This is a genomic window from Solwaraspora sp. WMMA2059 (genome assembly GCF_027497315.1).
In the GTDB taxonomy this organism is placed as follows: Bacteria; Actinomycetota; Actinomycetes; order Mycobacteriales; family Micromonosporaceae; genus Micromonospora_E.
Map to the genome: position 1 here is coordinate 2516402 of NZ_CP114908.1, position 24959 is coordinate 2541360.

Below are 24959 nucleotides of genomic sequence, written 5' to 3' on the forward strand. Positions count from 1 at the left end.
CGAACGGAGATGACGACGATGAGCCAACCTGAGGAACAGCGTGAGAAGTCCGCGAAGACCGACGAACTGCTGGCCCGCAACAGCCCTCTCGACACTGGGACCGGACCCGGCGCCGTCCTGGCGGACACCGATGTGCGTCCGGAACCGGCCGGTACGCAGACCCGGGCCGACCGCGACGACCCGGTGAGTAGCACCGAGCCCCCCGACTGACCGTCGTAGTGAGGAGGTTGTCGATGGCGGCGCACCGTCGAACCGACACCGGCACTGATCAGTTGTGGAACGAGTTCCACGCGTACGTGAACATTAGTTCGGAACAGTTGCGTGACTGGCTGCTGACCGAGGCGTCCGGTGAACGGGCGTTCGTCGGCCCCGGCGTCGACCTACCCCAGCCCGGTGGTGCCGTACTGGCGGTGCTGGGCAAACGGCGGGTGGATCTGACCGAACCGGACCGGCAGGTGATGGCGCAGGTCGTCGAGGGGATCCGGGACCTGCTCGCCCGCCGCCCGCCGACGGGCGCGGCGGACGACCGGTGGCGGCGGGCGCTGCTGGATCTGGGGCACGATCCGCTGCGGGCCGACGCGGACACGGCCGGTTGACCGGTCACCACCTGCACCCGTGCGGGACGACACGACCCGCCCCGGCGGCGGGTACCGGGAATCGGTACCCGCCGCCGGTCGCGGACCTGGCAGCCTCAGTCTCCCGGCCCGACCGGCCCGGCCGGGAGACAAACGGCTACGGCCGGGTGATGCCGAGCGAGTAGCTGCCCGAACCGCTGTACGCGTGGACCACGTACCGGTAGTAGCCGGCGGAGCCACTGTAGGTCAGCGTCTCGTCCGGACCGGGGCTGGTGCCGCTGGCCACGCTCACCCACCCGCTGCCGCTCCAGCGCTGCAGGTAGAGGTCGAAGTCACGGCTGGTCGGCCCGTCCAGGCAGGCCCGGTGGGTGCCGGAGCCGGCGGTGAAGTAGCTGCCGTTGGGCTGGATCTGGGTGCCGCCGGAGGAGAGCGACCCGGTGTAGGTGTTCTGGTACCCGCTGCAGGTACCGCTGCCCGGCGGCGGGGTGGTCGGCGGCGGGTTGCCGCCACCGCTGGTGCGCAGCGTCAGGCCGTACACCGAGAGGATCTCGTTGACCGGCTGGAAGTAGGTGGTGCCGCCGGTCGAGCAGTTGCCCGAGCCGCCGGAGGTGACACCCTGGGCCTGCTGGCCGGACAGCCATGAGCCGCCGGAGTCACCGGGCTCGGCGCAGGCGTTGGTCCGGGTCAGGCCGGACACCCGCCCCTGCGGGTAGTTCACCGTCGAGTTCTTGGCCTGGATGGTGCCGCAGCGCCAGCCGGTGGTGGACCCGGACCGGCAGATCGACGCGCCGACCGCCGCCTCGGCCGAGCCGGCGACCGTGACGTTGCCGCCGCTGTAGTTGTTCACCCACGGCTGCGGCGTCCAGTTCGAGTTGGTCTGCACCCAGGCGTAGTCGTTGCCGGGGAACGACGACCCGCGGAAGGTGCCCTGCGACACCTGGTTGTAGCCCTGGGTGGCGGTGCCCACGCTGCCGCAGTGCCCGGCGGTGACGAACCCGCCGGTCACCGAGAAGCCGACCGAGCAGCGGCCGCCCATGTAGTAGGCGTCGCCGCCCCGGACGTCGTACAGGGTGGTCGGGGTCTCGTCGGTGCGCACGATCCGTACCGCGTCCGCTGCGGCGCCGCTGCCGGCGACGAAGCTCTCGGCGACCGTGGCGTTGCCGCGGGCCAGCACCACCACGGTGTTGGTGGCCACGTCGACGTACCAGCCGGCGACGGCGGTCGCCGGCGCCTTCGCCGCAGTGCGGTCGAGCTTGGCCTTGACCCGGTCGAGTTCGGCCGCGCTGCGGTCGACCAGCTTGGCCTTCGCCCCGGCTGCGGTCACCGCTTCGGCCTGGGCCGGGTCGGTGACAGCCACGGTCAGGGTGCCGCCGTCGGGGGACAGCCATGCCCCACCGAAGTCGGCGCCGAGGGTGGCGCGCAGCATCGCTTCCTTCTTGTTGGCGCTGGCTTCCTTGGCGATCCGGGTCCGCGCCTGGTCCGCGGTCAGCCCCAGGTCGCGCTGCATCGCGGCAAGCATCCCGGGTGCGGCCGCGTCGGCGGCCGGCTGGGTGACCGGACCGGCGCTGGGTGCTGCCATCGCGGGCATCGCGGCCAGACCGGCCGCGCCCAGTGGCAGGATAGCGGCCGCGGTGGCCGCGATCAGTGCTCGTCTCATTTGCTCCCCTGACGATCGAACGGAAGTGACTCCGGTGGGCGGCCAGGGATCGCCTGGCTGAGCCGGCCGGAGGCACATGGCAACCCGACGTTTCCGACGCCGACGGGCCGGGCCCGGATGGTCCGCCGGTCGTGGTGTGCCGTCGGGACCCGGATGTCGGTGATCGGGGGAACGTCGAGCTGCTGTCAACTTAATGGCGGTCTATGTCAGCAGGCAGATACCAGCTGGCTCATACCGTCACAGCGACCGGTAGGGCGGAGCGGGGCCGGCAGGGGCGGGGCTGGTCGGCCCGGTCAGCCGTCCGCGACCGGGATCCCGGCCAGGCTCTGCGCCCCGAAACCGGGGTTGTCTGCGAGCCAGCCGAGATACTGCGGGTTACGTGCCAGGGAGTCGGTGTACGCCGTGGTGGCGTGGGTGAACACCCGGTCGGCGAGGGCGGCGGCGGTCGCGTCCGGGTGCCAGCCCAGCAGCAGCCGCCACCGCAGCGGCGCACCGGCCAGCGGTCGGGTCACCAGCCCACTGATCGGCCGGAACGTCGCCTGGCACAGGGCGATCGCCTCGCCAGACTCGACCAGGTCGACGCAGCCGCGGATGTCGGTCTCGTACATTTTGCGGGGAGTGAACCCGGACCGGGCACAGGCGGCGGCGAAGCAGTCGCCGAAGCATCCGTCGCCGGGCGCCGCGACCCACTGTTCGTCGGCGAGCATGCCGAGCTCGATCTCCTGACGGTGCGCCAGCGGGTGGGACTCCGGCAACAAGACGAAGATCGCGTCGACGGCGACCGCCCGCCACGCCAGTCCGAACTCGGCCGACGGGGTGGCGTCGCCGCACACCCCGGTGAGCGCGTAGTCCAGCCGGCCGCTGAGCACCATCCGGGCGAGCTCGTCGACGTACCAGGAGGCGTAGGTGCTGATCTGCGCCTGCGGCTGGTCGGCGGCGAGCCGGTGCACCAGGCCACCCAGGATCGGGCTGTTGACCCCGCCGAGCCGGAACCTGCTCATCACGCTGCCTGTGCCGGCCAGTCGGGCTGCTTCGTCCTGCAGCCCTTTCATCGCCGGCAGCAGCACCCGGGCCCGGGCCAGGACCAGTTCGCCCAGCGCGGTCGGTCGGGCACCCCGCCGGTCGCGCTCGAACAAGGGCCCGCCGAGGGTCCGTTCGATCCGTTGTAGTTGCGCGGTGAGCGCGGGCTGCGCCAACCCCAACATGGAGGCCGCCTTGGTGACGCTTCCCGTCTCCGCGATGGCGCAGACCACCCGCAGGTGCCGCAGCTCCAGGTTCATAACGTGACGGTAGGACCAGAACGGGATCGACGGGAAGACCTTCGATGGGGGAAACGTTCTCCGACATCAATATGAAACAGAACTGAACGGATATTACGGACTAGCTATCGCGATCGACCGGCGTCGTCGTCAGATCCTCGGGATAGGTAGTACGGCCGGACAGCAGATCCCAGGCCTTGTCCAGCACCCCCAGCGCCGGGTCCACCACCCGATTCCACGGCGGCCGCTGCGGGGCGTCGGGATGCGGCCGGGTCGGGGCGGCCTCCTCGGCTGTCTCCGCGCGGTTGCCCAGCCGGATGAGCTCCTCGTCGGTCGCCGCCGCCCGTAGCCGTGGCAGCAGCTCCTGCTCGACGACCGTACGGTGGTGCCGCCAGGCGGAGGCGATCCCGGCCGGTACCCCGGCCGCCGCCACGTCGGATGAGCTGAGCACGTTCCGCAGCGGGCGGTCCGTCGCGATGCCCCGGTCGGCCAGCGGGTCTCCGTCGGGCAGGGCGGTCCGCACAGCCGGGTACAGGTACTGCTCCTCGGCCGACAGATGCCGGCTCACCACGGCGACCAGCACGTCCGCGATCTGGCGCCGCCGGTCCGGGTCGGCCGCCGCGTCGAGCCGCTCGCAGAGCTGCTCGATCCGGCGGTGCTCCTCGACGAGCAGCATGGTGAGCCGAGGTCCGCCCGGGTCGTGCGGCAGGTGGTCGTCGCCGAGTTCGGGGATGGGGGGAAGGCCTACCGACACGGTCGTCTCCTTCGGTGGCGGGCCGGGGACGTCGTACTGCCCGGCGGATGCGGCGATACCCACCACACCGTCGCCCGAAACCGTGAGGCGTGTCGCGGCAGGGCTGGGGCAGCGGCCGGACGGCTGGTAAGAAGAACCGCATGACTGCACCCTCCCCGCCGCCGGCACCGACTGACGAGGTCGTGCGGATCTGCCGCGACCTGCTGCGGATCGACACCACCAACACCGGTGACCCGCTGACCAGCGTCGGTGAACGGGTCGCCGCGGAGTACGTCGCCGACCAGCTCGCCGAGGTCGGCGTCACTAGCACGATCGTGGAGTCCGCGCCCGGCCGGGCCAGCCTGGTGGCCCGGCTCGGTGGCACCGACCCGTCCCGCGGGGCGTTGCTCGTGCACGGCCACCTCGACGTGGTCCCAGCCGACGCCTCCGAATGGTCGGTCCCACCGTTCGCCGGTGAGTTGCGCGACGGCTACCTGTGGGGCCGCGGGGCGATCGACATGAAGGACTTCGACGCGATGGTGCTCGCCGTGGTCCGTGACTGGCAGCGCAGCGGGACCCGGCCACCTCGCGACATCGTGCTGACCTTCACCGCCGACGAGGAGGCCGGCGGCCGGTACGGCGCTCACCACCTGGTGCAGCGGCACCCCGGGCTGTTCGACGGCTGCACCGAGGCGATCGGCGAGGTCGGCGGCTTTTCCTACACGGTCAGTGACGACCTGCGGCTGTATCTGATCGAGACGGCGGAGAAGGGCATCAACTGGCTGCGGCTGCACACCCGGGGCCGTCCCGGACACGGCTCGATGATGCACGACGACAACGCGGTCACGGCGTTGTGCGAGGCGGTGGCGAGGCTCGGCCGGCACCGTTTCCCGATCGTCGTCACCCCGACCGTGCGGGACTTCCTGGCTGAGGTCTCCGACCTGCTCGGTATCGAGTTCGACCCGGACGACCCGGAGACGACGATCGCCAAGCTGGGCCCGATCGCGAACATCATCGGTGCCACGGTCCGCAACACCGCCAACCCGACCCGGCTGGACGCCGGCTACAAGGAGAACGTCATCCCCGGTCGGGCCAGCGCCACCATCGACTGCCGGGTGCTGCCCGGCCAGGAAACCCAGTTCCTGACCGAGCTCCGCCAGCTGATCGGCCCGGACGTGGAGATCGAACACGTTGAGCGGCAGCCGGCGATCGAGACGACCTTCGACGGTGCACTGGTCGACGCGATGGCCGCCGCGCTGCGCCACGCCGACCCCGGTGCCCGGACCGTGCCGTACATGCTCTCCGGCGGCACCGACGCCAAGGCATTCCGTCAACTCGGCATCCGATGCTTCGGGTTCACCCCGCTGCGGCTGCCGGCGGAGTTGAACTTCTCTGCGCTGTTCCATGGCATCGACGAGCGGGTCCCGGTCGAGGGGCTACAGTTCGGCGTGCATGTGCTCGACCGCTTCCTGCGCCAGAGCTGACCGCCGGCGCCCCATCGACGGTGAAGGGAATTCCACCCGTATGACCGACCAGCACACCGACCTCGACGCCGCGCTGGAGCAGGTGTTCCAGGCGGCCCGGGCACATCTGGCCACGGTCAAGGCCGCCGACGGCCGGATCGACGACGACGCCGTCTGGCAGGCGTACGTGACGCTCAACAACGCGTCGTACGCCTACGACGAGCAACTGTTGGACGCCTTCGGTGAGGTGACACCCTGGGACGTCGAGTCGATCGATCCGCAGGAGGCGGACGAACGGTTCGGCGTCGGCGTCGGCGGCGTCGACGGCGCCGAACTGGCCGACCCGCACCCGCAGGTCGTCTCGGTACGCCAGCGTCGGGACTACCGGGTGCCGTCGGTCGCCGCGCTGGTCCGCATCGCCGACGCGGCCCGCCGCCAGGGCAGCCCGTCCGCCGAGGCGGCCGAGCCGGTCGGTGGTGTCGGAGAGGCGGTGCTCGAGCTGCTGCAGGCCGGCGACGGCTCACTCGGCGCGCTGGACATCCCGGAGCTGGAACCGCTCGACGGCGTGGTCATGGTGCACGAGGTCACCACACCGCTGGATCCGGAGGCGTTCAGCGACGGCGATGTCGACGGACCGTTCCGGTCGGTTCCCGGCGACGAGATCGTCGGCCGACTCGACGAGCACGCCTACCTGCCGGACGATGACGACGAGGCCCCGGGCGGCGACCCGCGCTGATCGTACCGACTACGTACTGAGCCCGGGTTGCGGCTGCCGGGCGATTCTGCGCCGGAGCACCACCTGGCGCGTGCCGTCACGGAACAGCCGCACCCGGGCGAGCTCCCAGCCGGAGAACTCGGCCTGGATCGCCAACTGCGCGGCTGCGGTCACCCGGTCGACGTTCGGCGGTAACCGCAGCGGCGCGTACTCGTAGTCCATGACCACCATCCTGCCGTCGGCCCCCGAGCTGTGTCACCCGTCGGCCTCCTTCGGAGGCTCAGTCACCCGTCGCGTTCCGGGTAGCCGACGGGCGGCGCCGACACGTCGTCGAGTGCCCGGGTGATCTCCGTGGGCAGCGTCATCCGTTCAACCTGCAGCGCCCCGAGCAGCTGCCCCGCCGTGCGTGCCCCGAGGATCGGCGCAGTGACCCCGGGGCGGTCCCGGACCCAGGCCAGCGCGACCTCCAGCGGCGCCACCCCCAGGCCGGCGGCGGCCGTCGAGACCGCCTCGACGATGCTGGAGCAGCGCGGCTCCAGGTAGGTCGCGACGAACAGCTCCAGATGCGGCGACGCGGCCCGGGAGTCGACCGGGCGGCCGTGCCGGTACTTACCCGTGAGCACGCCGCGGCCGAGCGGTGACCAGGGCAGTACACCCAGCCCCAACGCGGCGCAGGCGGGCAGCACCTCCCGTTCGATCCCACGTTGCAGCAAGGAGTACTCGACCTGAGCGGCGACCACGGCGGCCCGGCCGGGCACCGCGGCCTGCCAGGCCGCCGCCCGGGCGGTCTGCCAGCCGCTGAAGTTCGACACCCCGACGTACCGGACCCGTCCGCTGGTCACCGCCGTGTCCAACGCGCCGAGGGTCTCCTCCATCGGGGTGTCCGGGTCGTATCCGTGTACCTGCCACAGGTCGATGTAGTCGGTGCCGAGCCGCCGCAACGAGGCGTCGAGGGTACGCAGCAGATGCCAACGGGAGGTGTCGCGCCGCCGTGGCCCGCCCGGCCGTAGCCCGGCCTTGGTCGCGATGACCAGATCCTCGCGGGGCACCATGCTGTCCAGCAGCGAACCAATGACCGCCTCGGCGTCGCCGTCGCCGTACACGTCGGCGGTGTCGATCAGATTGCCCCCGGCGTCCAGGTAACTCTTCAGTTGCGCCGCGGCGTCGTCGGCGTCGGTGTCCCGGCCCCAGGTCATGGTGCCGAGCGCGAGCCGGGAGACCGCCAGCCCGCTGCGGCCGAGCGGTCGCTGCTGCATGGATGCACCTTAAGCAGATCCTGGCGGTACGGACATCCTCACTCCCGCCGTCGTCCGCTGCCGACCGGCACCGAGCCGGTCGGCGAGTCACCCGGCCGGTTGTCTAATGGCGGCGGACGATTGCGTACCCTGGTGCGGCTTGGCCACGGCCGCTGCCCGGCAGCGCCGTCGACGCCCCGCCTGGCGGGGGATGGGGGATGACTGGGAGTGCGACTCGGACTCAATCTCGGCTACCTCACGGGCGCTGGCTCGCCGGCCGACCAACTGGCGCTCGTCCAGGAGGCGGAGCGGCTCGGCTACACGGTGGTCTGGGCCGCCGAGGCGTACGGGTCCGACTCGCCGAGTCTGCTCGCCTGGCTGGCCGGCCAGACCAGCCGGATCGACGTGGGTTCGGCGGTGATGCAGATCCCGGCCCGGACCCCGGCGTCGACCGCGATGACCGCCGCCACCATCGACACGTTGTCCGGTGGCCGGTTCCGGCTCGGCCTGGGGGTCTCCGGTCCGCAGGTCTCCGAGGGCTGGCACGGTGTACGGTTCGGTCAGCCGTTGGCCAGGACCCGCGAGTACGTGGAGATCGTCCGGCTCGCGGTCGGACGCCAGCGGGTCGAGTATGCGGGCACGCACTACACCCTGCCGCTGCCCGATGGCCCGGGCAAGGTCTTGAAGCTCAACTTCCGCCCGCCCCGGCCGCGGATTCCCGTGTATCTGGCCGCGGTCGGCCCCCGCAACCTCGAACTGGCCGGCGAGATCGCCGACGGCTGGCTGGCGGTCTTCTTCTCGCCCAGCACCGCCGCCGACCAGTTGGCGTTGATCGCCGCCGGCCGGGCCCGCACCGGTCGCGACCTCACCGGCTTCGACGTGGTGCCGGCCGTGCCGGTGGTGGTCGGCGACGACGTCGCCGCCTGCGCCGACCTGCTGCGCGGGTACGCCGCGCTGTACGTCGGCGGGATGGGCAGCCGGACGCAGAACTTCTACCACCAGTTGGCCACCCGGATGGGCTTCGGGGCCGCCGCAGACGAGGTGCAGGACCATTATCTGGCCGGCCGGCTGCGGGAGGCTGCAGCCGCCGTACCGCTGGAATTCATCGATCAGACCGCGCTGCTGGGCCCGCCGGACCGGATCGCGCAGCGCATCGGCGAGTATGCCGCCGCGGGCGTGACCACCCTGTCGGTCAGCCTGTTCGACGCCGACACCGAGGCGCGGTTGGCGACGCTGCGGACTGTGGCGCGGGCCCTCGACGTGGCCGGGGTGGGGCGGTGAGCTGGGTCGAGGTCATCGTGCTCGGCGTGGTGCAGGGGCTCACCGAGTTCCTGCCGATCAGCTCGTCGGCGCATCTGCGGATCACCTCGGCGCTGTTCTTCGAGGCGGACGCGGGGGCCTCCTTCACCGCCGTGACCCAGTTGGGCACCGAGGCTGCGGTGCTGCTCTATTTCGCCAAGGACATCTGGCGGATCACCCGGACCTGGGTCGTTGGCATCTGGGATCCCTCGGTACGCGGCGAGCCGGACTACCGGATGGGCTGGTACGTCATCGTCGGGTCGATCCCGATCGGGGTGATCGGCCTGCTGTTCAAGGATCAGATCCGCGACGGTCTGCGGAACCTGTGGATCACGGCGACCGTGCTGATCGTGTTCGCGCTGGTCCTCGCCGTCGCGGAGTACCTCGGCCGGCAGACCCGTACCCTGGAGCGGTTGACCCTGCGGGACGGCGTGGTCATGGGTTTCGCCCAGGCGATGGCGCTCATCCCGGGCGTCTCCCGGTCCGGTGGCACACTGACCGCCGGACTGTTGCTGAACCTCACCCGGGAGGCGGCCGCGCGGTTCTCCTTCCTGCTGGCCATTCCCGCGGTGGTGATGTCCGGGCTGTTCAGCCTGCCCGACGTGTTCGACCCGCAGGGCCGGGCACCCACGGCGGCCCAGATGGTGGTGGCGACCGCCATCGCGTTCGTGGTCGGCTACGCGGCGATCGCCTGGTTGCTGCGCTATGTCGCGCATCACACCCTGTACGCCTTCGTGCTCTATCGGGTGGCGCTCGGTTCCCTCGTGATGGCGCTGCTGGTCACCGGCACCATTTCCGCCACCTGAGGGACCCGACCCGACTGCTGACCGGGTCGGTCGCCGGCCCGGCACGCAGCCGCCCCCCGTAGGCTGGTTTGGTGGCGACGTTGGTACTTCTGCGACATGGTCGGACGACCGCCAACGCTGCGGGCGGTCTGGCCGGCCGGCAGCCGGTCGAGCTCGACGAGACCGGCCAGGAGCAGGCCCGGGCGGTCGGCGCCCGGCTGGCCGGGCTGCCCTGGGCACAGGTGGTCAGCAGCCCGCTGGTCCGATGCCGGCAGACCCTGGCGCTGACCGTTCCCGAGGCGACCCCGGCGATCGACGACGGCCTGATCGAGTGCGGGTACGGCGAGTGGGAGGGCCAGTCTCTGCGGTCACTGGTGAAACAGCCGCTGTGGCGGGTCGTGCAGGAGCATCCGAGTGCCGCGGTGTTCCCCGGCGGGGAGGCGCTGGCCGCGGTCGCAGCCCGCGCGGTGGCTGCGGTACGGCACTGGAACGGTGTGGTGGACGCCGAACGGGGGCCCGACGCTCTCTGGCTGGCCTGCACCCACGGCGATGTGATCAAGGCCATCGTGGCCGATGCGCTCGGCCTGCACCTGGACCTGTTCCAGCGGATCGTGGCCGATCCCGCCTCGTTGACGGTAATCCGGTACACGGCGACCCGGCCGTTCCTGGTGCGGCTCAACGACACCGGCGGTGACCTGGCCGGGTTGGTGCCGGCGAAACAGCGTCGGCCGAGGCGACGGGGTGGGTCGGCCGATTCCGATTCCGATGCCGCTGTCGGCGGCGGCGCCGGTGCCGGCGGACGTGACCGGCAGTGAGCGTACCGGTCAATCGGGTCGGTGCGTTACCGGATCGACCCGGACGCCCGATAGGGTCGATGACATGACCCACCAGGTGCATGCCTTCGAGCCGCCGGAGCGGTTCGTCGCGGGGACCGTCGGGCCGCCGGGGGAGCGGATGTTCTTCCTGCAGGCCCGGGGTGGCGGTCGCGTGGTCAGCGTGGCCCTGGAGAAGGTCCAGGTGTCGCTGCTGGCCGAGAAGCTCGAGGAGCTGCTGGCCGAGGCGCAGCGGCGGTTCGGTGTCGACGTGCCGGAACTACCGACCGGGCAGTCGGACAACGAACCGCTGGAGACGCCGGTCGACGAGGAGTTCCGGGTCGGCACGCTCGGCCTGGCCTTCGACGTGGACACCACCACCGTCGTCATCGAGGCCATCGCCGCCGGCGAGCCGGAAGCCGGGCTCGAAACCGGCGACGACGACGGCCTGCTCGACGACGATGACGACGACGACAGCGAGGACGAGGTCGACGCCAGCCTGGACCGGCTCCGGGTCCGGCTGACCCCGGCGGCGGCCCGCGGCTTCATAGATCGGGCACGCCGGGTGGTGGCCGCCGGCCGTCCACCCTGTCCGCTCTGCGGTCAGCCGCTGGACCCGCGCGGCCACCTCTGTCCACGGCACAACGGCTACCACCGCTGAGGTGATGGAGACGGGCCGGCAGCCGGCGGTGGACCGGGACGCCACCGTGCTGCGATTGCTCCGTACCGGCGAGATGCGGCTCGAAGGCCAGTTGATCGACGCATCGAACACGACGTTGCGGGCTGTCATCGAGGCCGACGGGACAGCGATCCGGTGCGTGTACAAGCCAGTCCGCGGCGAGCGTCCACTGTGGGATTTTCCGGACGGCACGTTGGCCGGCCGGGAGGTCGCCGCCCACCTGGTGGCACAGGCGCTCGGGTGGCCGTTGGTACCGCCGACGGTGTTGCGGGACGGTCCGATCGGTCCGGGTGCCTGCCAGCTGTGGATCGACGAGCCGGACGGATCGGTGCCGCTGGTCGACTTCGTCGCGGCCGACCAGGTGCCGACCGACTGGCTGCCGGTGGCGGCGGCCCGGGACACCGACGGCAGGCCGTACGCCTTGGCGCATGCCGACGATCCGCGGCTGGCCCGACTCGCGGTGTTCGACGTCCTGGTCAACAACGCCGACCGCAAGGGCGGGCACGTGCTGGCCGGGACGGACAACCAGGTGTACGGCGTCGACCACGGGCTGTGCTTCCATGTCGACGACAAGCTGCGTACGGTCTTGTGGGGCTGGTCCGGCCGTCCGTTGCCACCGGAGGCCGGGTCGGCGTTGCGTCAGCTGCGTACGGCGGTCGACGCGAAGCTGGGCGGGCAGCTGGCGTCGCTGCTCACCCAGGCCGAGGTCACCCAGCTGGGCGGGCGGGTCGACGCACTGATCGAGGCCGGGTGCTTTCCGCCGCCGCCGGCGACGCGTAGCGCGATTCCCTGGCCGCCGATGTGATTCGTCTGCCGTTCTCCGGTGCCGCCGGCACCCTGGATAGGGTGGCGGCATGGACTCCTGGACCGGTCATGAGGTGCCCCGGCTGCCCGGCACGGGTGTGCCGTTGGCGCTGTTCGACTCTGCTCGGCGGGCGGTGGCACCGACCCGGCCGGTCGACCCTGCGACGATGTACGTATGCGGGATCACCCCGTATGACGCCACCCACCTGGGGCACGCCGCGACCATGCTCGCGTTCGATCTGGTGCAGCGGATGTGGCGGGACGCCGGGCACCGGGTGCGGTACGTGCAGAACGTCACCGATGTCGATGATCCGCTGCTGGAGCGGGCGGCCCGCGACGGGGAGGACTGGATTGTTCTCGCGATGCGGGAGACCGCGCTGTTCCGGGAGGACATGGAGGCGTTGCGGATCATCCCGCCGGACCACTACGTGGGTGCGGTGGAATCGATCCCGGCCATCGCCGAGCGGGTCGGCGCCCTTCTTGACCGCGGTGCCGGCTACCGGCTGGCCGACGGCACCGGTGACGTGTACTTCGACGTGGCCGCCGCGCCGCGGTTCGGCTACGAGTCGAATCTGTCCCGGGAGCAGATGTTGACCTTCGCCGCTGAGCGGGGTGGCGATCCGCAGCGTCCGGGTAAACGTGACCCGCTGGACCCGCTGCTGTGGCGCGGTGCCCGCGACGGTGAACCGGCCTGGGACGGCGGTGCGCTGGGCCCCGGCCGACCGGGCTGGCACATCGAGTGCGCGGTGATCGCACTGGGTCTGCTGGGTGACCGGATCGACGTCCAGGGCGGCGGCAACGACCTGCTGTTCCCCCATCACGAGTGTTCCGCCGCGCACGCGGAGGTGCTGACCGGCACCGGCCCGTTCGCCGCCCACTACGCGCACGCCGGCATGATCGGCCTCAACGGGGAGAAGATGTCCAAGTCCCGGGGCAACCTGGTCTTCGTCTCCCGGCTGCGGGGCGACGGGGTGCCACCGATGGCTCTGCGGCTGGCGCTGATCTCCGGGCACTACCGGGCTGATCGCCAGTGGACCGACGACACCCTCAAAAGCGGTCAGCAGCGGTGGCACCGGTGGCGCGAGGCCGCCCGGTGTGACGCTGGGCCGTCCGGCGCGGAGCTGCTCGCCGGGGTCCGCGGCCGGCTGGCCGACGATCTCGACACCCCTGGCGCGTTGGCCCTGATCGACGAGTGGGCCGACCACGCGCTCGCCGGCACCGGTGCGGATCCGCAGGCACCGACGCTGATGGCCGAGACCTGCGACGCCCTGCTCGGTGTGCGCCTGCACGACTGACTCGGTTGACCGTACCGGTGTCCGGTCGGGTCCTGCAGCGGCGCCGGACCCGACCGGACTTCGTGGACAGGTCAGTTCGGCGTGCAGGTCAGGGTCGGTGCCACCGGCGTGCCGGTGGCCGAGCCGAGCAGGCCGAAGCTGGTGGACGCTCCGGACCCGATGCTGCCGTTGTAGCTGACGTTGGTGGCGGTGACGGCCGAACCGTTGCTGCTGACCGTGGCGTTCCACGCCTGGGTGACCTGCTGTCCGGTGGGATTGGTCCAGTTCAACGTCCAGCGGCTGATCGGCGTACCGCCGGCAGTCACCCGCACTTCGGCCTGGAAGCCGCCCTGCCAGGTGGCGACGATGGAGAAGGTTGCGGTACAGCCGCCCGGCGCCGGGGTGGTGGGTGGTGCGGTGGTCGGGGCCGGCGTGGGTGGTGCGGTGGTGGGTGGTGCGGTGGTCGGGGCCGGGGTCCCGCCGAAGTTCACGTCGCTGCAGAAGTAGTAGGTCTGGTCGGCGTGGCTGGCCTTCCAGATCAGGTAGACGATGTGCCGGCCGGTCCTGCCGGGCGCGCTGACTGGGATGTCGACCGACACGCCGTTGAGGTTCGGGTTGCTGGTCCGGGTGCCCTCACCGGGGTCCGCGCCGTCGGTGGTCCACACCAGCTCCAGATCGCTCCAGCGCAGTCGCTGGGTGAGTGGGTTGAAACCCTGCCGGGTGACGTACACCAGGTGGTAGTCGGCACCGTGCAGCGCCTGGTCGTGGTACGTGAGCGTGAAGTTCGTGCCGACGTTGGCGGCACGCCAGTTGCCGGGTTGGTCCAGTGCGGCATACCGGACACCGCCGGTGTTGCCGGCGCTGCACAGCTGACCGTCGGGGATGTGTGCCTGGTGCTGGCCGTTGACCCCGTCGATGTAAAGACTGTTCCAGTTCCACATGGCGGTGGAGTCTGCCTGCCAGGCCTGCCAGCACATCGGGTCCTCGGTGGCCATCCGGGGGTTCTGAAAGTCGCTGGCCCAGCGTTCGTAGCACCCGTAGTTGCGTGACGGTGGGGCGATCGATGAGCCGTGTGCGGCGGCTACGTCGGCCAGCGCGGTGGTGAACAGCAACGCGGCGACAGCCGCAACGGTGAGTACCCGGCGCAGGGGTGCCCACGGGGTGACGGTGAGGGAAGGCATGTCTGCTCCCGGACAAGGTTGGACGGCGGTGGCGGGGTTTGCCGGGACACAGGCGTTCCCGCCGGATCGGACGGCGGGTAGCCCGGTCCCGCCGTGCCGCGCGGCCCTCGCGACAGTCCCGTGCCGAGATTCACATGCCTCGATTTTCAAGTCAATAGTTTGAATGGAAAACAAAGTAAGCCGCAAGAAGTACCGGGTCAGCCGAGTACGAGACCGGGATCTGGGTCCGGATCCGGCATGGGTGCCGGGACCCGGTACTCTTCGGTCAAGGTGGTCACCGGGCCGGGCCAGGTCGCCTGGGCCACCTCGATCGGTCGCCGGTCGCCGTCGTAGGCCACGTGCAGCAGATGTAGCACCGGGGTGTCCGGACGAATTCGGAGCAGCTGCGCCTCCTGTCGGCTGGGCTGACGGGCGCTGAGCACGTCGCGCGCCCAGACGTATCGTCGGCCCGTCACCTCCTCGGCCTCCTGGTAGGTGGGTCGGCCGAACGGCTCGGCCCGCTCCAGGCTGGTGCCGGCGGCGTCGGCCACTCGGAACCAGGAGGCTCCCACCTCGACCGGGGAGTCCTCGGTGCGCACCAGGTGCCGGCGGACGATCAGCTCGGTGCCGTCAGTGACGCCGAACGCGTCGGCCACCTCGGGTACCGCCGGAGCGCGGCCGACCTCGGTCAGCTGCTGCCGGTAGCGCGCCGCCAGGTCGGCGTGGTATCCGCGGTGTCCGCCGTACCGGCCACGGGCGAGCCTGTTGAGTCGGCGTCGGGTGCCCCGGACGAACGTGCCGGAGCCCGGCTTGGTGATCAACAGTCCTTCGACGCGGAGCTGATCGACGGTACGCTGGGCGGTCTGCTTGGCCACACCGTACATTTCGGCGAGGGCGGGGATGGCGGGCAGCCGTTCGCCGGGTGCCCACTCGCCGCGGCGGATCCGTTCCCGAATCAGGTCGGCGATCTGGCGGTGTGGAACCTCGGCGGCTCCAGGATTGACCTGCATCTCTACGGACCGACCACCCTTCAACCGATATACCTAGCATCCTAGGATAACAAAGGGAGTGTGTCCAGCCCGACCACCGCCAGACAACACCCATCGGCGTGACCAGTAACCGGACGCACCAGCCCGACCACTCGTCAATCAGCGTCCGACGACGGTCACCGCTTGCGGGCGATCAGCGCGCCGTTCGCCCCGGGGGCGTCAAAGACCACGGTACGGATGGAGCCGAACCCGGCGTCGGCCAACCAATCGGCGTACTCGGTCTCCGAGTAGTTGCGCCCGCCCTCCGTCTCCACCAGCATGTTCATCCCCATGAGGGCGGCCTCGGGTGGACCGGTGCGTTCGGGGTTGAGCAGCAACTCGCAGACGACGATCGTGCCGCCTGACGGCAGCGCGTCGTGGCAGCGGGTCAGCAGCGCCCGGTTGGTCGGTTCATCCCAGTCGTGCAGGATCATGCTGAGCAGGATGACGTCATGTCCCTGCGGCAGCTTCTCGTCGACGAAGAAGTCACCGGTGACCGTGTCGATCCGGTCGGCCAGACCGGCGGCGGCGGCCTTCTCCGCAGCGACCGGCACGACATGTAGCAGGTCGTAGACGCTCGCCCGCAGATGCGGGTACCGCCGGCACAACTCGATGGGGTACGCGCCCGACCCGCCGCCCAGATCGAGTAGCCGGTGATGGGCGCTGAAGTCGTAGGCCTCACCCAGCGCGCGGGCGGTGAAGATCGACGCGGCGTACATAGCCTCCAGAAACAGGTTCAGGATCCGCGGATCCACGTCGGCGAAGAGCGACTCCTGGGTGTCCGGGTCCCAGGTCAGTGGCCGGTCGGTACGCAACGCCTCACCGATGCGATGCCACGGTAGGTAGGTACGTTCGTCGCAGTAGCGAACCTGACCGCCGAAGTAGTAGGGGCGGCCGGCTACCAGGAACTCCTCGGCGATCGGCGCGTTGCGGTAGCTGTCGGAGCCGGGTTGCTTGGTGAGCAGTCCGAGCGAGGCGCAGGCGGCGAGCAGAGTGCCCGCTGGGCGCTCAGCCAGCCCGTACTCGTCGCACAGCTGCCCGACGGTGATGGTCCGTCCGCCGGCGAGCCTGGTGAACAGGTTCAGCTCGACGGCGGCGGCCAGGGTCTTGAAGCTCCAGAAACCGGTCACCAGACGCATAAGAGGGGTGGGGGTTAGCATCCGGACATTTTCCGGTAAAGGGCCGCCCGACTGACGGAGCTGTCAGTTAGCCGATAGATCCGGGTCGGGTATCCGTCCGGCCGGTCACCACGAACCGGCTGTCGGGCCGGCCGACCCACCCCTGCGGCGCAGGTACTTCTCGAACTCCTGGGCGATCTCGTCACCGGTCAGCGGCTGGATACCAGCGTCGCCGACCCGTTCCTCCAACTCGCGGACATACTCGCCCAGCTCGGCGTCCTGCTCGGCGGTGGTCCGTACCCGGGCCTCCCACTTGGCCGCCTCCTCGGCCATGTCGGCCATCGGAACCGGCAGGTCGAGAACGTCCTCCACCCGGTGCAGCAGCGCCAGTGTCGCCTTCGGGCAGGGGGGGTTGTTGGCGTAGTGCGGCACGTGTACCCAGAACGAGACCGCGTCCACCTCCGCGCGGGCGCAGGCGTCCTGCAGCACTCCGACGATCCCGGTGGGACCGTCGTACCGGGTGGGGACGAGCTGGAGCCGCTGTGCCGCCTCCTTCTCCGACGCGGTCCCGCTGATCGGCAACGGCCGGGTGTACGGCACGTCGGCGAGCAGAGCGCCGAGCAGCACCACCCGGTTGACCTCCAGACTGTGGCACAGCTCCAGGACCTGTTCGCAGAAGGTACGCCAGCGCATGCTCGGTTCGATCCCGTGGATCAGCACCACGTCCCGGTCGGTGCCTTCCGGGCTGGCCACCATGAACCGGGTCGTCGGCCACTCGATACGGCGCGCGTCGCCGCTGGAGCCGGTAATGGTCGGCCGGCTGACCTGGAAGTCGTAGAAGTCCTCCGGGTCTAGCGCGGCGATCTCCCGGGCCTGCCAGACCTCCTGCAGGTGCTCGACGGCCGCGGTGGAGGCGTCCGCGGCGTCGTTCCAGCCTTCGAACGCGGCGATAGCCACCGGTGACCGCAGCACCGGCAGACCGTCGAACTCGGTCACCGGGCCTCCTCGCCGTCATACCGACCTGGCAGCATGCTCGCGGTCGTTGCGACTACTCGTCGACGTCTGGGTGCGGGGTAGTTGTCGTGCCTCACCCTGTCAGCCTACGTGCCGGCCGACGACCCGGCCCGGTGGCCGCGCCGGCTCCACCGTCGGCCTGATCCGCATACCGACGCCGTACGTATTGCGCAACTGGGGCAGCATGGACCGCAGACGGCCACGCGTCGCCGTCCGACAACTGAGCGAGGAGGCCGGTATGCGTCAGCCCGGCGACCGTGTCCGCAGCCGGTTTCAGCTGGTGGCGTTGTGTGCCGCCGTCGTCGCGGCGGCGGCCTGCGCCGCGGTGCCGCTGCCCGACGCCGGGCCGGGTGAACCCAACCAGCCGGCGGTGCCCGGGGGCGGTGCCACCGGGGCGGCCGACGGGTCACTCGACGGCACCGACACGGTCGAGGAGTTCGAGCAGGACATCGCGGGGGCCGAAGCTCTCGCCGACCAGTACTGGTCGCAGCGGTTCGCCGGGTTCGGTGCGGCGTTCGAGCCGATCGGGCAGGCGATCGCCTACCAACGCGACGGCGAACTGAGCTGCGGCGACCAGCTCATTCCGCGCAACAACGCGGTCTACTGCCTGACCAGCGGGTCCGAGTTCATCGCCTACGACGCGAACTGGGCATTCGATGTCTTCCAGACGGTCGGCGACTCGTTCCTGTTCTACCTCATCGGCCATGAATACGCGCACGGCATCCAGGTGCGGCTGGATCTGGAGTACCGGTTCAGCATCCAGCGGGAGCTGGCCGCCGACTGTCTGGCCGGGGCCTATCTCGGTGACTCGGTACGCGACGGCACGCTGCAGCTCGACGACGGTGACCTGGAGGAGTTCCAACGCGGTCTGGCGAGCGTGGCGGACGATCCCGACCAGCCGTGGTTCGAGGAGGGCTCGCACGGCACCGCCGACCAGCGGAGCGCAGCCTTCTTCAACGGGTATGACCGGTCGCTGGCCGGGTGTGACCTGACCTGACTCACGCCGGCCGGCGACCTGCGCCGTCGCCGTCGCCGGCTGGGCGACAGCGCTGTGATCAGGCAGGATCGTGGGACAACCCGTCGTGCCCGGACCAGGGAGGTTCCGCTGAATACCCCGCCACCCGCCGCCGTCCTGTTCGACATGGACGGAACGTTGATCGACAGCGAGAATCTCTGGGACGTGGCCCTGCGGGAGCTGGCCGTGCACTACGGCGGGCAACTGTCCGCCGAGGCGCGGTTGGCGATGGTGGGTTCGGACATGGCCACCACGATGGGGCTGCTGCATGAGGACCTGGACCAGCCGTGGCGGGACCCGGCGGCCGGCGCAGCCTGGCTGACCCGTCGGGTCACCGCCCTGTTCAGCGTCGGCCTACCGGCCCGGCCGGGCGCCTTCGAGCTGGTCCGGGCCGTCCGGGCGGCCGGCATCCGTACCGCGCTGGTCACCTCGACCGAACGTGCCCTGGTCGACGTGGCGCTGCACACCATCGGGCGGCACAACTTCGACGTGGTGTGCTGCGGCGACGAGGTGCCGGCGACCAAACCCGATCCGGCCCCGTACCTGGCCGCTGCAGCCGCCCTCGGCGTGTCGGCGACGGACTGCGTGGCGGTCGAGGATTCCCCGGCTGGGGTGGCCAGCGCGCACGCCGCCGGGGCGGCGGTGCTCGCGGTGCCGGCCGAGGCGGCGTTCCCGGTGCCGGACCGGGTCCAGGTACGGGCCAGTCTGTGCGACGTGACGGTGGCCGATCTGACCGCGCTGCTCGCCGCGTACCGGGCCGATCTGCCCGTGGCGGCCGGTTGACGGGCAGCCCGGTTCGGGCTGCCCGTCAACCGGCCTGGTCGGTCACTCGTGCGAGATCGCCTGCAGTACGTTCAACCGGGACGCCCGCCAGGCCGGCCACCAGGCAGCGACCACGCCGGCCAGCGCGGCGGCGACGACGAACCCGACGAGTTGGCCGACCGGCACGCTGACCACCGACAGCACGTCCTGGCTGCGCATCGCGAACGACGCGGCCAGTCCGAGCGCCACGCCCAACGCCACACCGAGCAGGCAGCCGAAGACCGCCATCAGCAGTGATTCGACGCGGACCATCCGGCGGACCTGGCGTCGGCTCATCCCTACCGCGCGTAGCAGCCCGAGTTCCCGGGTGCGTTCGTAGATGCTCAGCACCAGGGTGTTGACGATTCCGATGAAGGCCACCAGCACTGCGAGGGCCAGCAGTACGTAGAAGATGCTGAGCAGGATGTCGACCAGCTGGTTCTGCTGCTCGACGAAGCTGCTGCGGTCGCCGACCGTCACCAACGGGTAGTCGGCCATCAGCGCCTCGGTCTCGGCGACGATCCGCTGCACGTCGGCGTCCGGGGTGGTGGCGACGAACCCCTGGTAGGCCAGCGGCCCGGCGAGGTACTGCACCTGGGACTCGGGCAGGATCAGCCCGGCGGTGAGCGCGGTGCGGTAGACGCCGACGAGTTCGTAGGCCCGTTCGCCGCCACGCGGCATGTCGATGACGATGTCGTCGCCGACCGTCCATCCGTTGGATTGCGCGGTGTTCACGTCGACCACCGTCTCGCCGTCGCCGGCGTCGAGGCGGCCCTGTACGGTCTCGAGAGCGAACATCGGGCCGGCCTGTGACAGGTCGGTGGCGGAGATGAGCTGGTTGGGGCGGCCGTCGGCGGTCAGTATCGCGATGTGGTACGCGACGGTGCCGGTCACACCGTCGATCTCGGCTACCTGGTCGAGGCGTGCGGGATCGAAACCCTCCCGCCCGGTCGGCAGTTGCTGGCCGTTGGTCAAGATGATGATCTCGGCCCCGAGGCCGTTCTCCACCAGGTCGGTGGTGGTTGCCTTCAACGACGACCCGATCACCGCGATGGTGCTGACCAGGGTCACCCCGATCATCAGGGCAGCGGCGGTGACAGCGGTACGCCGCGGGTTGCGCAGCGTGTTGCGTCGGCCGAGACCGGTCGCCGTACCCCAGCTGACCAGGCGACCGACGGTGCCGGCCACCGGACGGGTGAGGGCGGGCGACAGCAGCGCCACGCCGATGATCGACAGCAGCACGCCACCGCCGAGCGCGACGGCGGTCAGCCCGGAGACACCGATCAGACCCACGGCCAGCAGCCCCGCGCCGAGCGCGGTGACCACCCCGCCGGTAGTGGTGAGCCCGGTCAGCGGCCGGTCCGGGCGGACCACGTCGCGCATCGCGGCCACCGGCGGAACCGCCGAGGCGCGGATCGCCGGAATCAACGCCGCGACCATGGTCATCAGTACACCGACCAGGTAGGACGCCAGGATCGCGACCGGTGAGACGATCAACCCGCCAGCGGGCAGCGACAGCGCTTCGACCGCCAGGAACTGCAGGCCGGCGGCGACGCCGATGCCGGCGGCCAGGCCGAGGGTGGCCGCGATCACGCCGACGACCAGCGCCTCGATCAGCACCGCCGAGGTGACCTGGGCCCAGCTGGCACCCAGTGCCCGGAGCAGGGCCAGCTCGCGGGACCGCTGCGCGACCAGGATGTTGAACGTGTTGAAGATCAGGAACATGCCGACCAGCAACGCGATCAGCGCGAACCCGAGGAAGAACCAGTTGACGAAGGTCAGCAGCTGGGTGAACTGGGACGCCTGCTCGTCGGCGAGCTCTGCGCCGGTCACCGCCTCGAACCCGGCGGGCAGCTCGTCGGCCACCAGCCGCTTGAGCTCGTCGTCGGTGACACCGGGGTCGGCGGTCAACTGTGCCGTGCCGAACACCCCGGCCTCGCCGTAGAACAACTGCTGTGCCTGTGGCACGGTGAAGGCGACCAGTGTCTCGCCACCGAGGGTGGACCTGCCCCCGCTGTACTCCAGCAGGCCCACCACGTCGTACTCGCTGGCCTGGTAGGCGCTGGAGACGTACACCCGGAGCTGGTCGCCGACCGTGACGCCGGCCTGCTCGGCGGTCAACCGGGTCACCGCGACCTCGTCGTCGGCGCTGGGCGTGCGTCCCTCGGCGATTTGGAGCAGCGCGTCGTCGTCGCCGGCGGCGGTCAGGCCGATGCCCAGCTGCGGTGCCTGGCTCGGCACCGCCTTGCCGTCGGCGGCCCGGAACGGGATCACCCCGGTAGAGCTGGCGTCACCGGTCACCGACGCCACCCCGTTGACAGCGGCGATGCGATTCAGGTCAGCGTCGGTCAGCAGCGGCGGCTCCGCTTGCTGACCGGCCGTGTCGGCCGCCTGCACCTGTACGGCGACGTCCGCGTTGACGGTCTGGAAGAGCCGTTCGAAGCGGCTGCTCAAGCTGTCGGTGAGCACCGTGGCGCTGGAAACGAACAGCACCCCGAGGACGATCGCCACTGCGGACAGCACCAGCCGCAGTTTGCGGGAGAGCAGACTCTTCAACGTGGCGCGCAGCATCAAACCTGCTCCTGCTCGATCGCCGCGACGTCGAGGCCCTTCAGCCGGTCGAGGACCGCCTCGGCGGTCGGCTGCTGTAGCTCGTCGACGATACGGCCGTCGGAGAGGAAGACGACGCGGTCGGAGTAGGAGGCGGCGACCGGGTCGTGGGTGACCATGACGATGGTCTGCTGGTGGTCGCGTACCGAGTTGCGTAGGAAGCCGAGGACGTCGGCGCCGGCGCGGGAGTCGAGGTTGCCGGTCGGTTCGTCGGCGAAGACGACGTCGGGGCGGGCGACGAGGGCGCGGGCACAGGCGACCCGCTGCTGCTGGCCGCCGGACAGTTGGGTGGGTCGGTGGTGCAGGCGGTCACGCAGGCCGACGGTGTCGATGACGGTGTCGAACCAGGCGGGGTCGGGTTTGCGGCCGGCGATCGCCATGGGCAGCAGGATGTTCTCCTCGGCGGTGAGCGTGGGGAGGAGGTTGAACTGCTGGAAGATGAAGCCGAGCTTGTCCCGGCGGAGTCTGGTCAGCCCGGTGTCGTTGAGTCCGGTGACAGTGGTGTCGCCGATGGTGATGGTGCCGCGGGTGACGGTGTCGAGCCCGGCGAGGCAGTGCATCAAAGTGGACTTGCCCGAGCCGGACGGCCCCATGATGGCGGTGAACCGGGCGGGTTCCAGGTCGAGGGTGACGCCGTGCAGGGCGATCACCTGGGCTTCGCCGGCGCCGTACACCTTCCACACGTCGGCTGCCCGGGCGGCTGGTCCGGTCGCTGTCGTCGTTGTCACGTCGGAGACTCCTACCGTTGTTGTCTGCCGCCAACGGTATGTTCCGGTCGCCCTGCCCGGGTCCTGCCCGGGAACGGTTCACCACTCCGCCCGTGACGGGGGCGCTCCTCCGACCTGAGAATGATCCCGGCGGGCCGGACTCATCCGCCAGGGCAGGCTCGGGCCGGACTCATCCGCCAGGGCGGACCAGGCCGGACTCGTACGCCAGCACCACGGCCTGGACCCGGTCCCGCAGTCGGAGTTTGGTCAGCACGTGTCCGACGTGGGTCTTGATGGTGGTTTCGCTGACCGACAGGGTGCTGGCGATCTCGGCGTTGGACAGTCCTCGGGCCATCTGGATGAGCACTTCACGTTCCCGTTCGGTGAGCACGTCCAGCGCCTTCGGCGGCGCCGCGTCCGGATCGGGCAGGGTGAGCGCGAACTTGTCCAACAGCCGGCGCAGGATCCGGGGAGCCACCACGGCCTCACCGACCGCTACTGTCCGGATGGCGGCCACCAGGTCCTCGGCGGGCACGTCCTTGGCCAGGAAGCCGCTGGCACCGGCGCGCAGCGCCCCCACCACGTACTCGTCGAGGTCGAAAGTGGTGAGGATGAGGACCCGGACCGGCAGCCGGGCGTCGACGATCGCCCGGGTCGCCGCCACCCCGTCCATCCGGGGCATCCGGATGTCCATCAGCACGACGTCGGGCAGGAGCCGGCGGGCCAGGTCGACGGCTTCCGCCCCGTCCGCCGCCTCGCCGACGATGTCCAGGTCGTCCTCGGCGCCGAGGACCATCCGGAATCCGGTGCGCAGCAGCGGTTGATCGTCGGCGAGCAGGATCCGGACCGGACGGGTGGTGGACGGCGCGGCGATGCCGGGTTCGGTCACGGTGCTCCTTGTCGGGTAGCCGCCCCCAGCTGCTCCATCGGCAGCTTGGCGTAGATGCGGAAGCCGCCGCCCGGGCGCGGGCCGGTCCGCAGCGTGCCACCGTACAGGGCCACCCGCTCCCGCATTCCGACCAGACCGTGCCCGACCCGGCCGCGGTCCGGACCGGGACCGCGGCCGGTGTCGAACACCTCGACGATCAGCCAGTAGACGCCGAAGCTGAGCCGCACCTCGGCGGTTGCCGCTCCGGCGTGCTTGAGCGCGTTGGTGAGCGCCTCCTGGACGATCCGGTAGAGGGTCAGCGTCACGCCGGGATCCAGGTCCCCGGGTACCCCGTCGATCCGCAGGGTCACCGGCAGACCCGCCTCGCGGATCTGCTCGACCAGGGACTCGATGCCGCCGAGCCCTGGCTGCGGGGTGAGCTCGGCGTCGGCCGGTTCGGCGTCGGTGCGCAGGACGTCGAGCAGCCGACGCATCTCCCGTAGCGTGCTGCGGCTGGTGTCGGCGATGGTGCCGAGCGCCTCGTCGGCGGCGGCCGGGTCGCGGTGCAGCACCCGACGGGCACCGGTGGCCAGCACCCCCATGACGCTGACGTGGTGGGCCACGACGTCGTGCAGCTCCCGGGCGATCCGCCGCCGTTCGTCGGCGACCGCCTGGTCCGCGGCCGCCCGCTGGTTCTCCTCGGCCACCCGGGCGCGTTCGGCCAGCGTCCGCGTCGCCGACCGACGGGCGTGCACGGTCCGCCCGATGAAGAAGGCGACCAGCATGGTCAGTCCGTTGACGAACAGCAGGTACAACCGGGAGATTCCCGGCATTTCGGCACCCTGTGGCAGCGCCGCGTTGACGGTCAGCACCGGCAGCCACAGTACGGCGGTGGCGACGACCGCCGGGCGCAGCGCCAGCCAGCAGGCCGCGGTGTAGGTCAGGATCACCAGGGCGAGCGCCATGCTCACCGGTTCGTGGCCGGTCAGCAGCGGGACGGCCACCATCGCGGCGCTGGCCAGCACGGCCGGCCAGACGACGACCCGGCGTGCCGCGATCGGCGCCGCCGCGATCAGGCTCCAGCCGACGACGGCCTGCCAGCCGAGGTTCGGGCCGGGCTGACCGGTCGGCCCGAGCGCCTGGAGGGCCAGATCGACCCCGACGACCGTGGCGGCGAGCAGGCCGTCGCGGGCCAGCACCGGCGGCACCGGTCCGGTCGTGCCGGCGCCCCGGGCCGTACGCCACCACCGCCACCACCACCGCCACCACCGCGACCCGTGCGGTCCGGTGGACCGGTCCGGCTCGGTGGGCTCCATGTCGCGACGGTATCCGGTACGGCGGTGGCGTC

Annotated in this window: 25 protein-coding genes; 12 read left to right on the forward strand and 13 right to left on the reverse strand. The window is 70.9% G+C overall.

The genetic code is table 11. The annotated features are described in order from the left end of the window. Positions 1-18 precede the first annotated feature (18 nt). Positions 19-210, forward strand: coding sequence for a hypothetical protein (locus tag O7553_RS11530; protein WP_281554789.1), 192 nt, complete (start codon positions 19-21; stop codon positions 208-210). Between the two features lie 23 nt (positions 211-233). Beyond that, a complete protein-coding gene (locus tag O7553_RS11535; RefSeq protein WP_281554790.1) occupies positions 234-596 on the forward strand; it encodes a DUF3140 domain-containing protein in 363 nt (120 codons plus the stop codon). Positions 597-732: 136 nt separating this feature from the next. Here the strand turns inward: O7553_RS11535 and O7553_RS11540 are convergent, their stop codons facing one another. From O7553_RS11540 to O7553_RS11550, 3 genes are all read right to left on the reverse strand, one after another. Continuing rightward, a complete protein-coding gene (locus tag O7553_RS11540) occupies positions 733-2232 on the reverse strand; it encodes a S1 family peptidase (protein ID WP_281554791.1) in 1500 nt (499 codons plus the stop codon). Positions 2233-2525: 293 nt separating this feature from the next. Continuing rightward, positions 2526-3512: a LysR family transcriptional regulator gene (locus tag O7553_RS11545; protein ID WP_281554792.1), complete on the reverse strand. Its 987-nt coding sequence runs from the start codon at positions 3510-3512 to the stop codon at positions 2526-2528. A 100-nt stretch (positions 3513-3612) separates the two neighbouring features. Then, positions 3613-4245, reverse strand: coding sequence for a hemerythrin domain-containing protein (locus O7553_RS11550; protein WP_281554793.1), 633 nt, complete (start codon positions 4243-4245; stop codon positions 3613-3615). A 140-nt stretch (positions 4246-4385) separates the two neighbouring features. Between O7553_RS11550 and O7553_RS11555 the strand changes: the two genes are divergently transcribed. Together O7553_RS11555 and O7553_RS11560 are read left to right on the forward strand one after the other, a co-directional pair. Further along, positions 4386-5708 carry a M20/M25/M40 family metallo-hydrolase gene (locus O7553_RS11555; RefSeq protein ID WP_281554794.1) on the forward strand — a complete coding sequence of 441 codons (1323 nt, stop codon included), beginning with the start codon at positions 4386-4388 and terminating at the stop codon, positions 5706-5708. A gap of 40 nt (positions 5709-5748) precedes the next feature. After that, positions 5749-6423 (forward strand): hypothetical protein, encoded by a 675-nt coding sequence (locus tag O7553_RS11560; protein ID WP_281554795.1) that lies wholly within the window; start codon positions 5749-5751, stop codon positions 6421-6423. Positions 6424-6432: 9 nt separating this feature from the next. On the opposite strand, the gene O7553_RS11565 is transcribed toward O7553_RS11560, so the two are convergent. After that, positions 6433-6624: a DUF5703 family protein gene (locus O7553_RS11565; RefSeq protein ID WP_281554796.1), complete on the reverse strand. Its 192-nt coding sequence runs from the start codon at positions 6622-6624 to the stop codon at positions 6433-6435. Between the two features lie 62 nt (positions 6625-6686). After that, positions 6687-7658, reverse strand: a complete 972-nt coding sequence (locus O7553_RS11570) for an aldo/keto reductase (protein WP_281554797.1) — start codon at positions 7656-7658, stop codon at positions 6687-6689. Between the two features lie 207 nt (positions 7659-7865). Here O7553_RS11570 and O7553_RS11575 point away from each other — a divergent pair, with 207 nt between their 5' ends. The 6 genes from O7553_RS11575 (at position 7866) to mshC (ending at position 13311) form a co-directional block, all read left to right on the forward strand. Continuing rightward, a complete protein-coding gene (locus O7553_RS11575) occupies positions 7866-8918 on the forward strand; it encodes an LLM class F420-dependent oxidoreductase (protein ID WP_281554798.1) in 1053 nt (350 codons plus the stop codon). Further along, entirely contained in the window at positions 8915-9742 is an 828-nt protein-coding gene (locus O7553_RS11580) for an undecaprenyl-diphosphate phosphatase (RefSeq protein ID WP_281554799.1), read from the forward strand. The genes O7553_RS11575 and O7553_RS11580 overlap by 4 nt, the downstream gene beginning before the upstream one ends. Before the next feature lie 71 nt (positions 9743-9813). After that, positions 9814-10536: an MSMEG_4193 family putative phosphomutase gene (locus tag O7553_RS11585; RefSeq protein WP_281554800.1), complete on the forward strand. Its 723-nt coding sequence runs from the start codon at positions 9814-9816 to the stop codon at positions 10534-10536. 64 nt (positions 10537-10600) lie between these two features. Next, on the forward strand, positions 10601-11194 hold the full coding sequence (locus O7553_RS11590; RefSeq protein ID WP_281554801.1) for a DUF3090 domain-containing protein: 594 nt from the start codon (positions 10601-10603) through the stop codon (positions 11192-11194). A gap of 4 nt (positions 11195-11198) precedes the next feature. Then, on the forward strand, positions 11199-12017 hold the full coding sequence (locus O7553_RS11595) for an SCO1664 family protein (protein ID WP_281555578.1): 819 nt from the start codon (positions 11199-11201) through the stop codon (positions 12015-12017). Between the two features lie 49 nt (positions 12018-12066). Then, the gene (gene mshC / locus O7553_RS11600) at positions 12067-13311 is read left to right on the forward strand and encodes a cysteine--1-D-myo-inosityl 2-amino-2-deoxy-alpha-D-glucopyranoside ligase (RefSeq protein ID WP_281554802.1); all 1245 of its coding nucleotides are present in this window, start codon (positions 12067-12069) and stop codon (positions 13309-13311) included. A gap of 71 nt (positions 13312-13382) precedes the next feature. Here mshC and O7553_RS11605 read toward each other — a convergent pair whose 3' ends face one another. The 4 genes from O7553_RS11605 to O7553_RS11620 form a co-directional block, all read right to left on the reverse strand. Then, positions 13383-14471: a lytic polysaccharide monooxygenase gene (locus O7553_RS11605; RefSeq protein ID WP_281554803.1), complete on the reverse strand. Its 1089-nt coding sequence runs from the start codon at positions 14469-14471 to the stop codon at positions 13383-13385. A 197-nt stretch (positions 14472-14668) separates the two neighbouring features. After that, positions 14669-15460, reverse strand: a complete 792-nt coding sequence (locus O7553_RS11610; RefSeq protein ID WP_281554804.1) for a GntR family transcriptional regulator — start codon at positions 15458-15460, stop codon at positions 14669-14671. A 155-nt stretch (positions 15461-15615) separates the two neighbouring features. Beyond that, entirely contained in the window at positions 15616-16638 is a 1023-nt protein-coding gene (locus O7553_RS11615; protein WP_281554805.1) for a methyltransferase, read from the reverse strand. 84 nt (positions 16639-16722) lie between these two features. Beyond that, positions 16723-17592, reverse strand: a complete 870-nt coding sequence (locus O7553_RS11620; RefSeq protein WP_123601502.1) for a PAC2 family protein — start codon at positions 17590-17592, stop codon at positions 16723-16725. Between the two features lie 256 nt (positions 17593-17848). Here O7553_RS11620 and O7553_RS11625 point away from each other — a divergent pair, with 256 nt between their 5' ends. Together O7553_RS11625 and O7553_RS11630 are read left to right on the forward strand one after the other, a co-directional pair. Beyond that, a complete protein-coding gene (locus tag O7553_RS11625) occupies positions 17849-18607 on the forward strand; it encodes a neutral zinc metallopeptidase (RefSeq protein WP_281554806.1) in 759 nt (252 codons plus the stop codon). Between the two features lie 108 nt (positions 18608-18715). Then, positions 18716-19408 carry an HAD family phosphatase gene (locus O7553_RS11630; RefSeq protein WP_281555579.1) on the forward strand — a complete coding sequence of 231 codons (693 nt, stop codon included), beginning with the start codon at positions 18716-18718 and terminating at the stop codon, positions 19406-19408. 42 nt (positions 19409-19450) lie between these two features. On the opposite strand, the gene O7553_RS11635 is transcribed toward O7553_RS11630, so the two are convergent. The 4 genes from O7553_RS11635 to O7553_RS11650 form a co-directional block, all read right to left on the reverse strand. Continuing rightward, entirely contained in the window at positions 19451-21997 is a 2547-nt protein-coding gene (locus O7553_RS11635) for an FtsX-like permease family protein (RefSeq protein ID WP_281554807.1), read from the reverse strand. Continuing rightward, positions 21997-22764 carry an ABC transporter ATP-binding protein gene (locus tag O7553_RS11640; RefSeq protein ID WP_281554808.1) on the reverse strand — a complete coding sequence of 256 codons (768 nt, stop codon included), beginning with the start codon at positions 22762-22764 and terminating at the stop codon, positions 21997-21999. Before O7553_RS11640 ends, O7553_RS11635 begins: the two co-directional genes overlap by 1 nt. A gap of 169 nt (positions 22765-22933) precedes the next feature. After that, positions 22934-23632, reverse strand: coding sequence for a response regulator transcription factor (locus O7553_RS11645; RefSeq protein ID WP_281554809.1), 699 nt, complete (start codon positions 23630-23632; stop codon positions 22934-22936). Next, positions 23629-24927 carry a sensor histidine kinase gene (locus tag O7553_RS11650; protein ID WP_281554810.1) on the reverse strand — a complete coding sequence of 433 codons (1299 nt, stop codon included), beginning with the start codon at positions 24925-24927 and terminating at the stop codon, positions 23629-23631. The genes O7553_RS11645 and O7553_RS11650 overlap by 4 nt, the downstream gene beginning before the upstream one ends. Positions 24928-24959 lie beyond the last annotated feature (32 nt).

Excerpts from the sequence above, each read along its gene's own strand:
- O7553_RS11530 (WP_281554789.1), top strand. The coding sequence starts at position 19 with ATGAGCCAACCTGAGGAACAGCGTGAGAAGTCCGCGAAGACCGACGAA.
- O7553_RS11535 (WP_281554790.1), top strand. The coding sequence starts at position 234 with ATGGCGGCGCACCGTCGAACCGACACCGGCACTGATCAGTTGTGGAAC.
- O7553_RS11540 (WP_281554791.1), bottom strand. The coding sequence starts at position 2,232 with ATGAGACGAGCACTGATCGCGGCCACCGCGGCCGCTATCCTGCCACTG.
- O7553_RS11545 (WP_281554792.1), bottom strand. The coding sequence starts at position 3,512 with ATGAACCTGGAGCTGCGGCACCTGCGGGTGGTCTGCGCCATCGCGGAG.
- O7553_RS11555 (WP_281554794.1), top strand. The coding sequence starts at position 4,386 with ATGACTGCACCCTCCCCGCCGCCGGCACCGACTGACGAGGTCGTGCGG.
- O7553_RS11560 (WP_281554795.1), top strand. The coding sequence starts at position 5,749 with ATGACCGACCAGCACACCGACCTCGACGCCGCGCTGGAGCAGGTGTTC.
- O7553_RS11565 (WP_281554796.1), bottom strand. The coding sequence starts at position 6,624 with ATGGACTACGAGTACGCGCCGCTGCGGTTACCGCCGAACGTCGACCGG.
- O7553_RS11570 (WP_281554797.1), bottom strand. The coding sequence starts at position 7,658 with ATGCAGCAGCGACCGCTCGGCCGCAGCGGGCTGGCGGTCTCCCGGCTC.
- O7553_RS11590 (WP_281554801.1), top strand. The coding sequence starts at position 10,601 with ATGACCCACCAGGTGCATGCCTTCGAGCCGCCGGAGCGGTTCGTCGCG.
- O7553_RS11595 (WP_281555578.1), top strand. The coding sequence starts at position 11,199 with ATGGAGACGGGCCGGCAGCCGGCGGTGGACCGGGACGCCACCGTGCTG.
- mshC (WP_281554802.1), top strand. The coding sequence starts at position 12,067 with ATGGACTCCTGGACCGGTCATGAGGTGCCCCGGCTGCCCGGCACGGGT.
- O7553_RS11605 (WP_281554803.1), bottom strand. The coding sequence starts at position 14,471 with ATGCCTTCCCTCACCGTCACCCCGTGGGCACCCCTGCGCCGGGTACTC.
- O7553_RS11610 (WP_281554804.1), bottom strand. The coding sequence starts at position 15,460 with ATGCAGGTCAATCCTGGAGCCGCCGAGGTTCCACACCGCCAGATCGCC.
- O7553_RS11615 (WP_281554805.1), bottom strand. The coding sequence starts at position 16,638 with ATGCTAACCCCCACCCCTCTTATGCGTCTGGTGACCGGTTTCTGGAGC.
- O7553_RS11625 (WP_281554806.1), top strand. The coding sequence starts at position 17,849 with ATGCGTCAGCCCGGCGACCGTGTCCGCAGCCGGTTTCAGCTGGTGGCG.
- O7553_RS11635 (WP_281554807.1), bottom strand. The coding sequence starts at position 21,997 with ATGCTGCGCGCCACGTTGAAGAGTCTGCTCTCCCGCAAACTGCGGCTG.
- O7553_RS11650 (WP_281554810.1), bottom strand. The coding sequence starts at position 24,927 with ATGGAGCCCACCGAGCCGGACCGGTCCACCGGACCGCACGGGTCGCGG.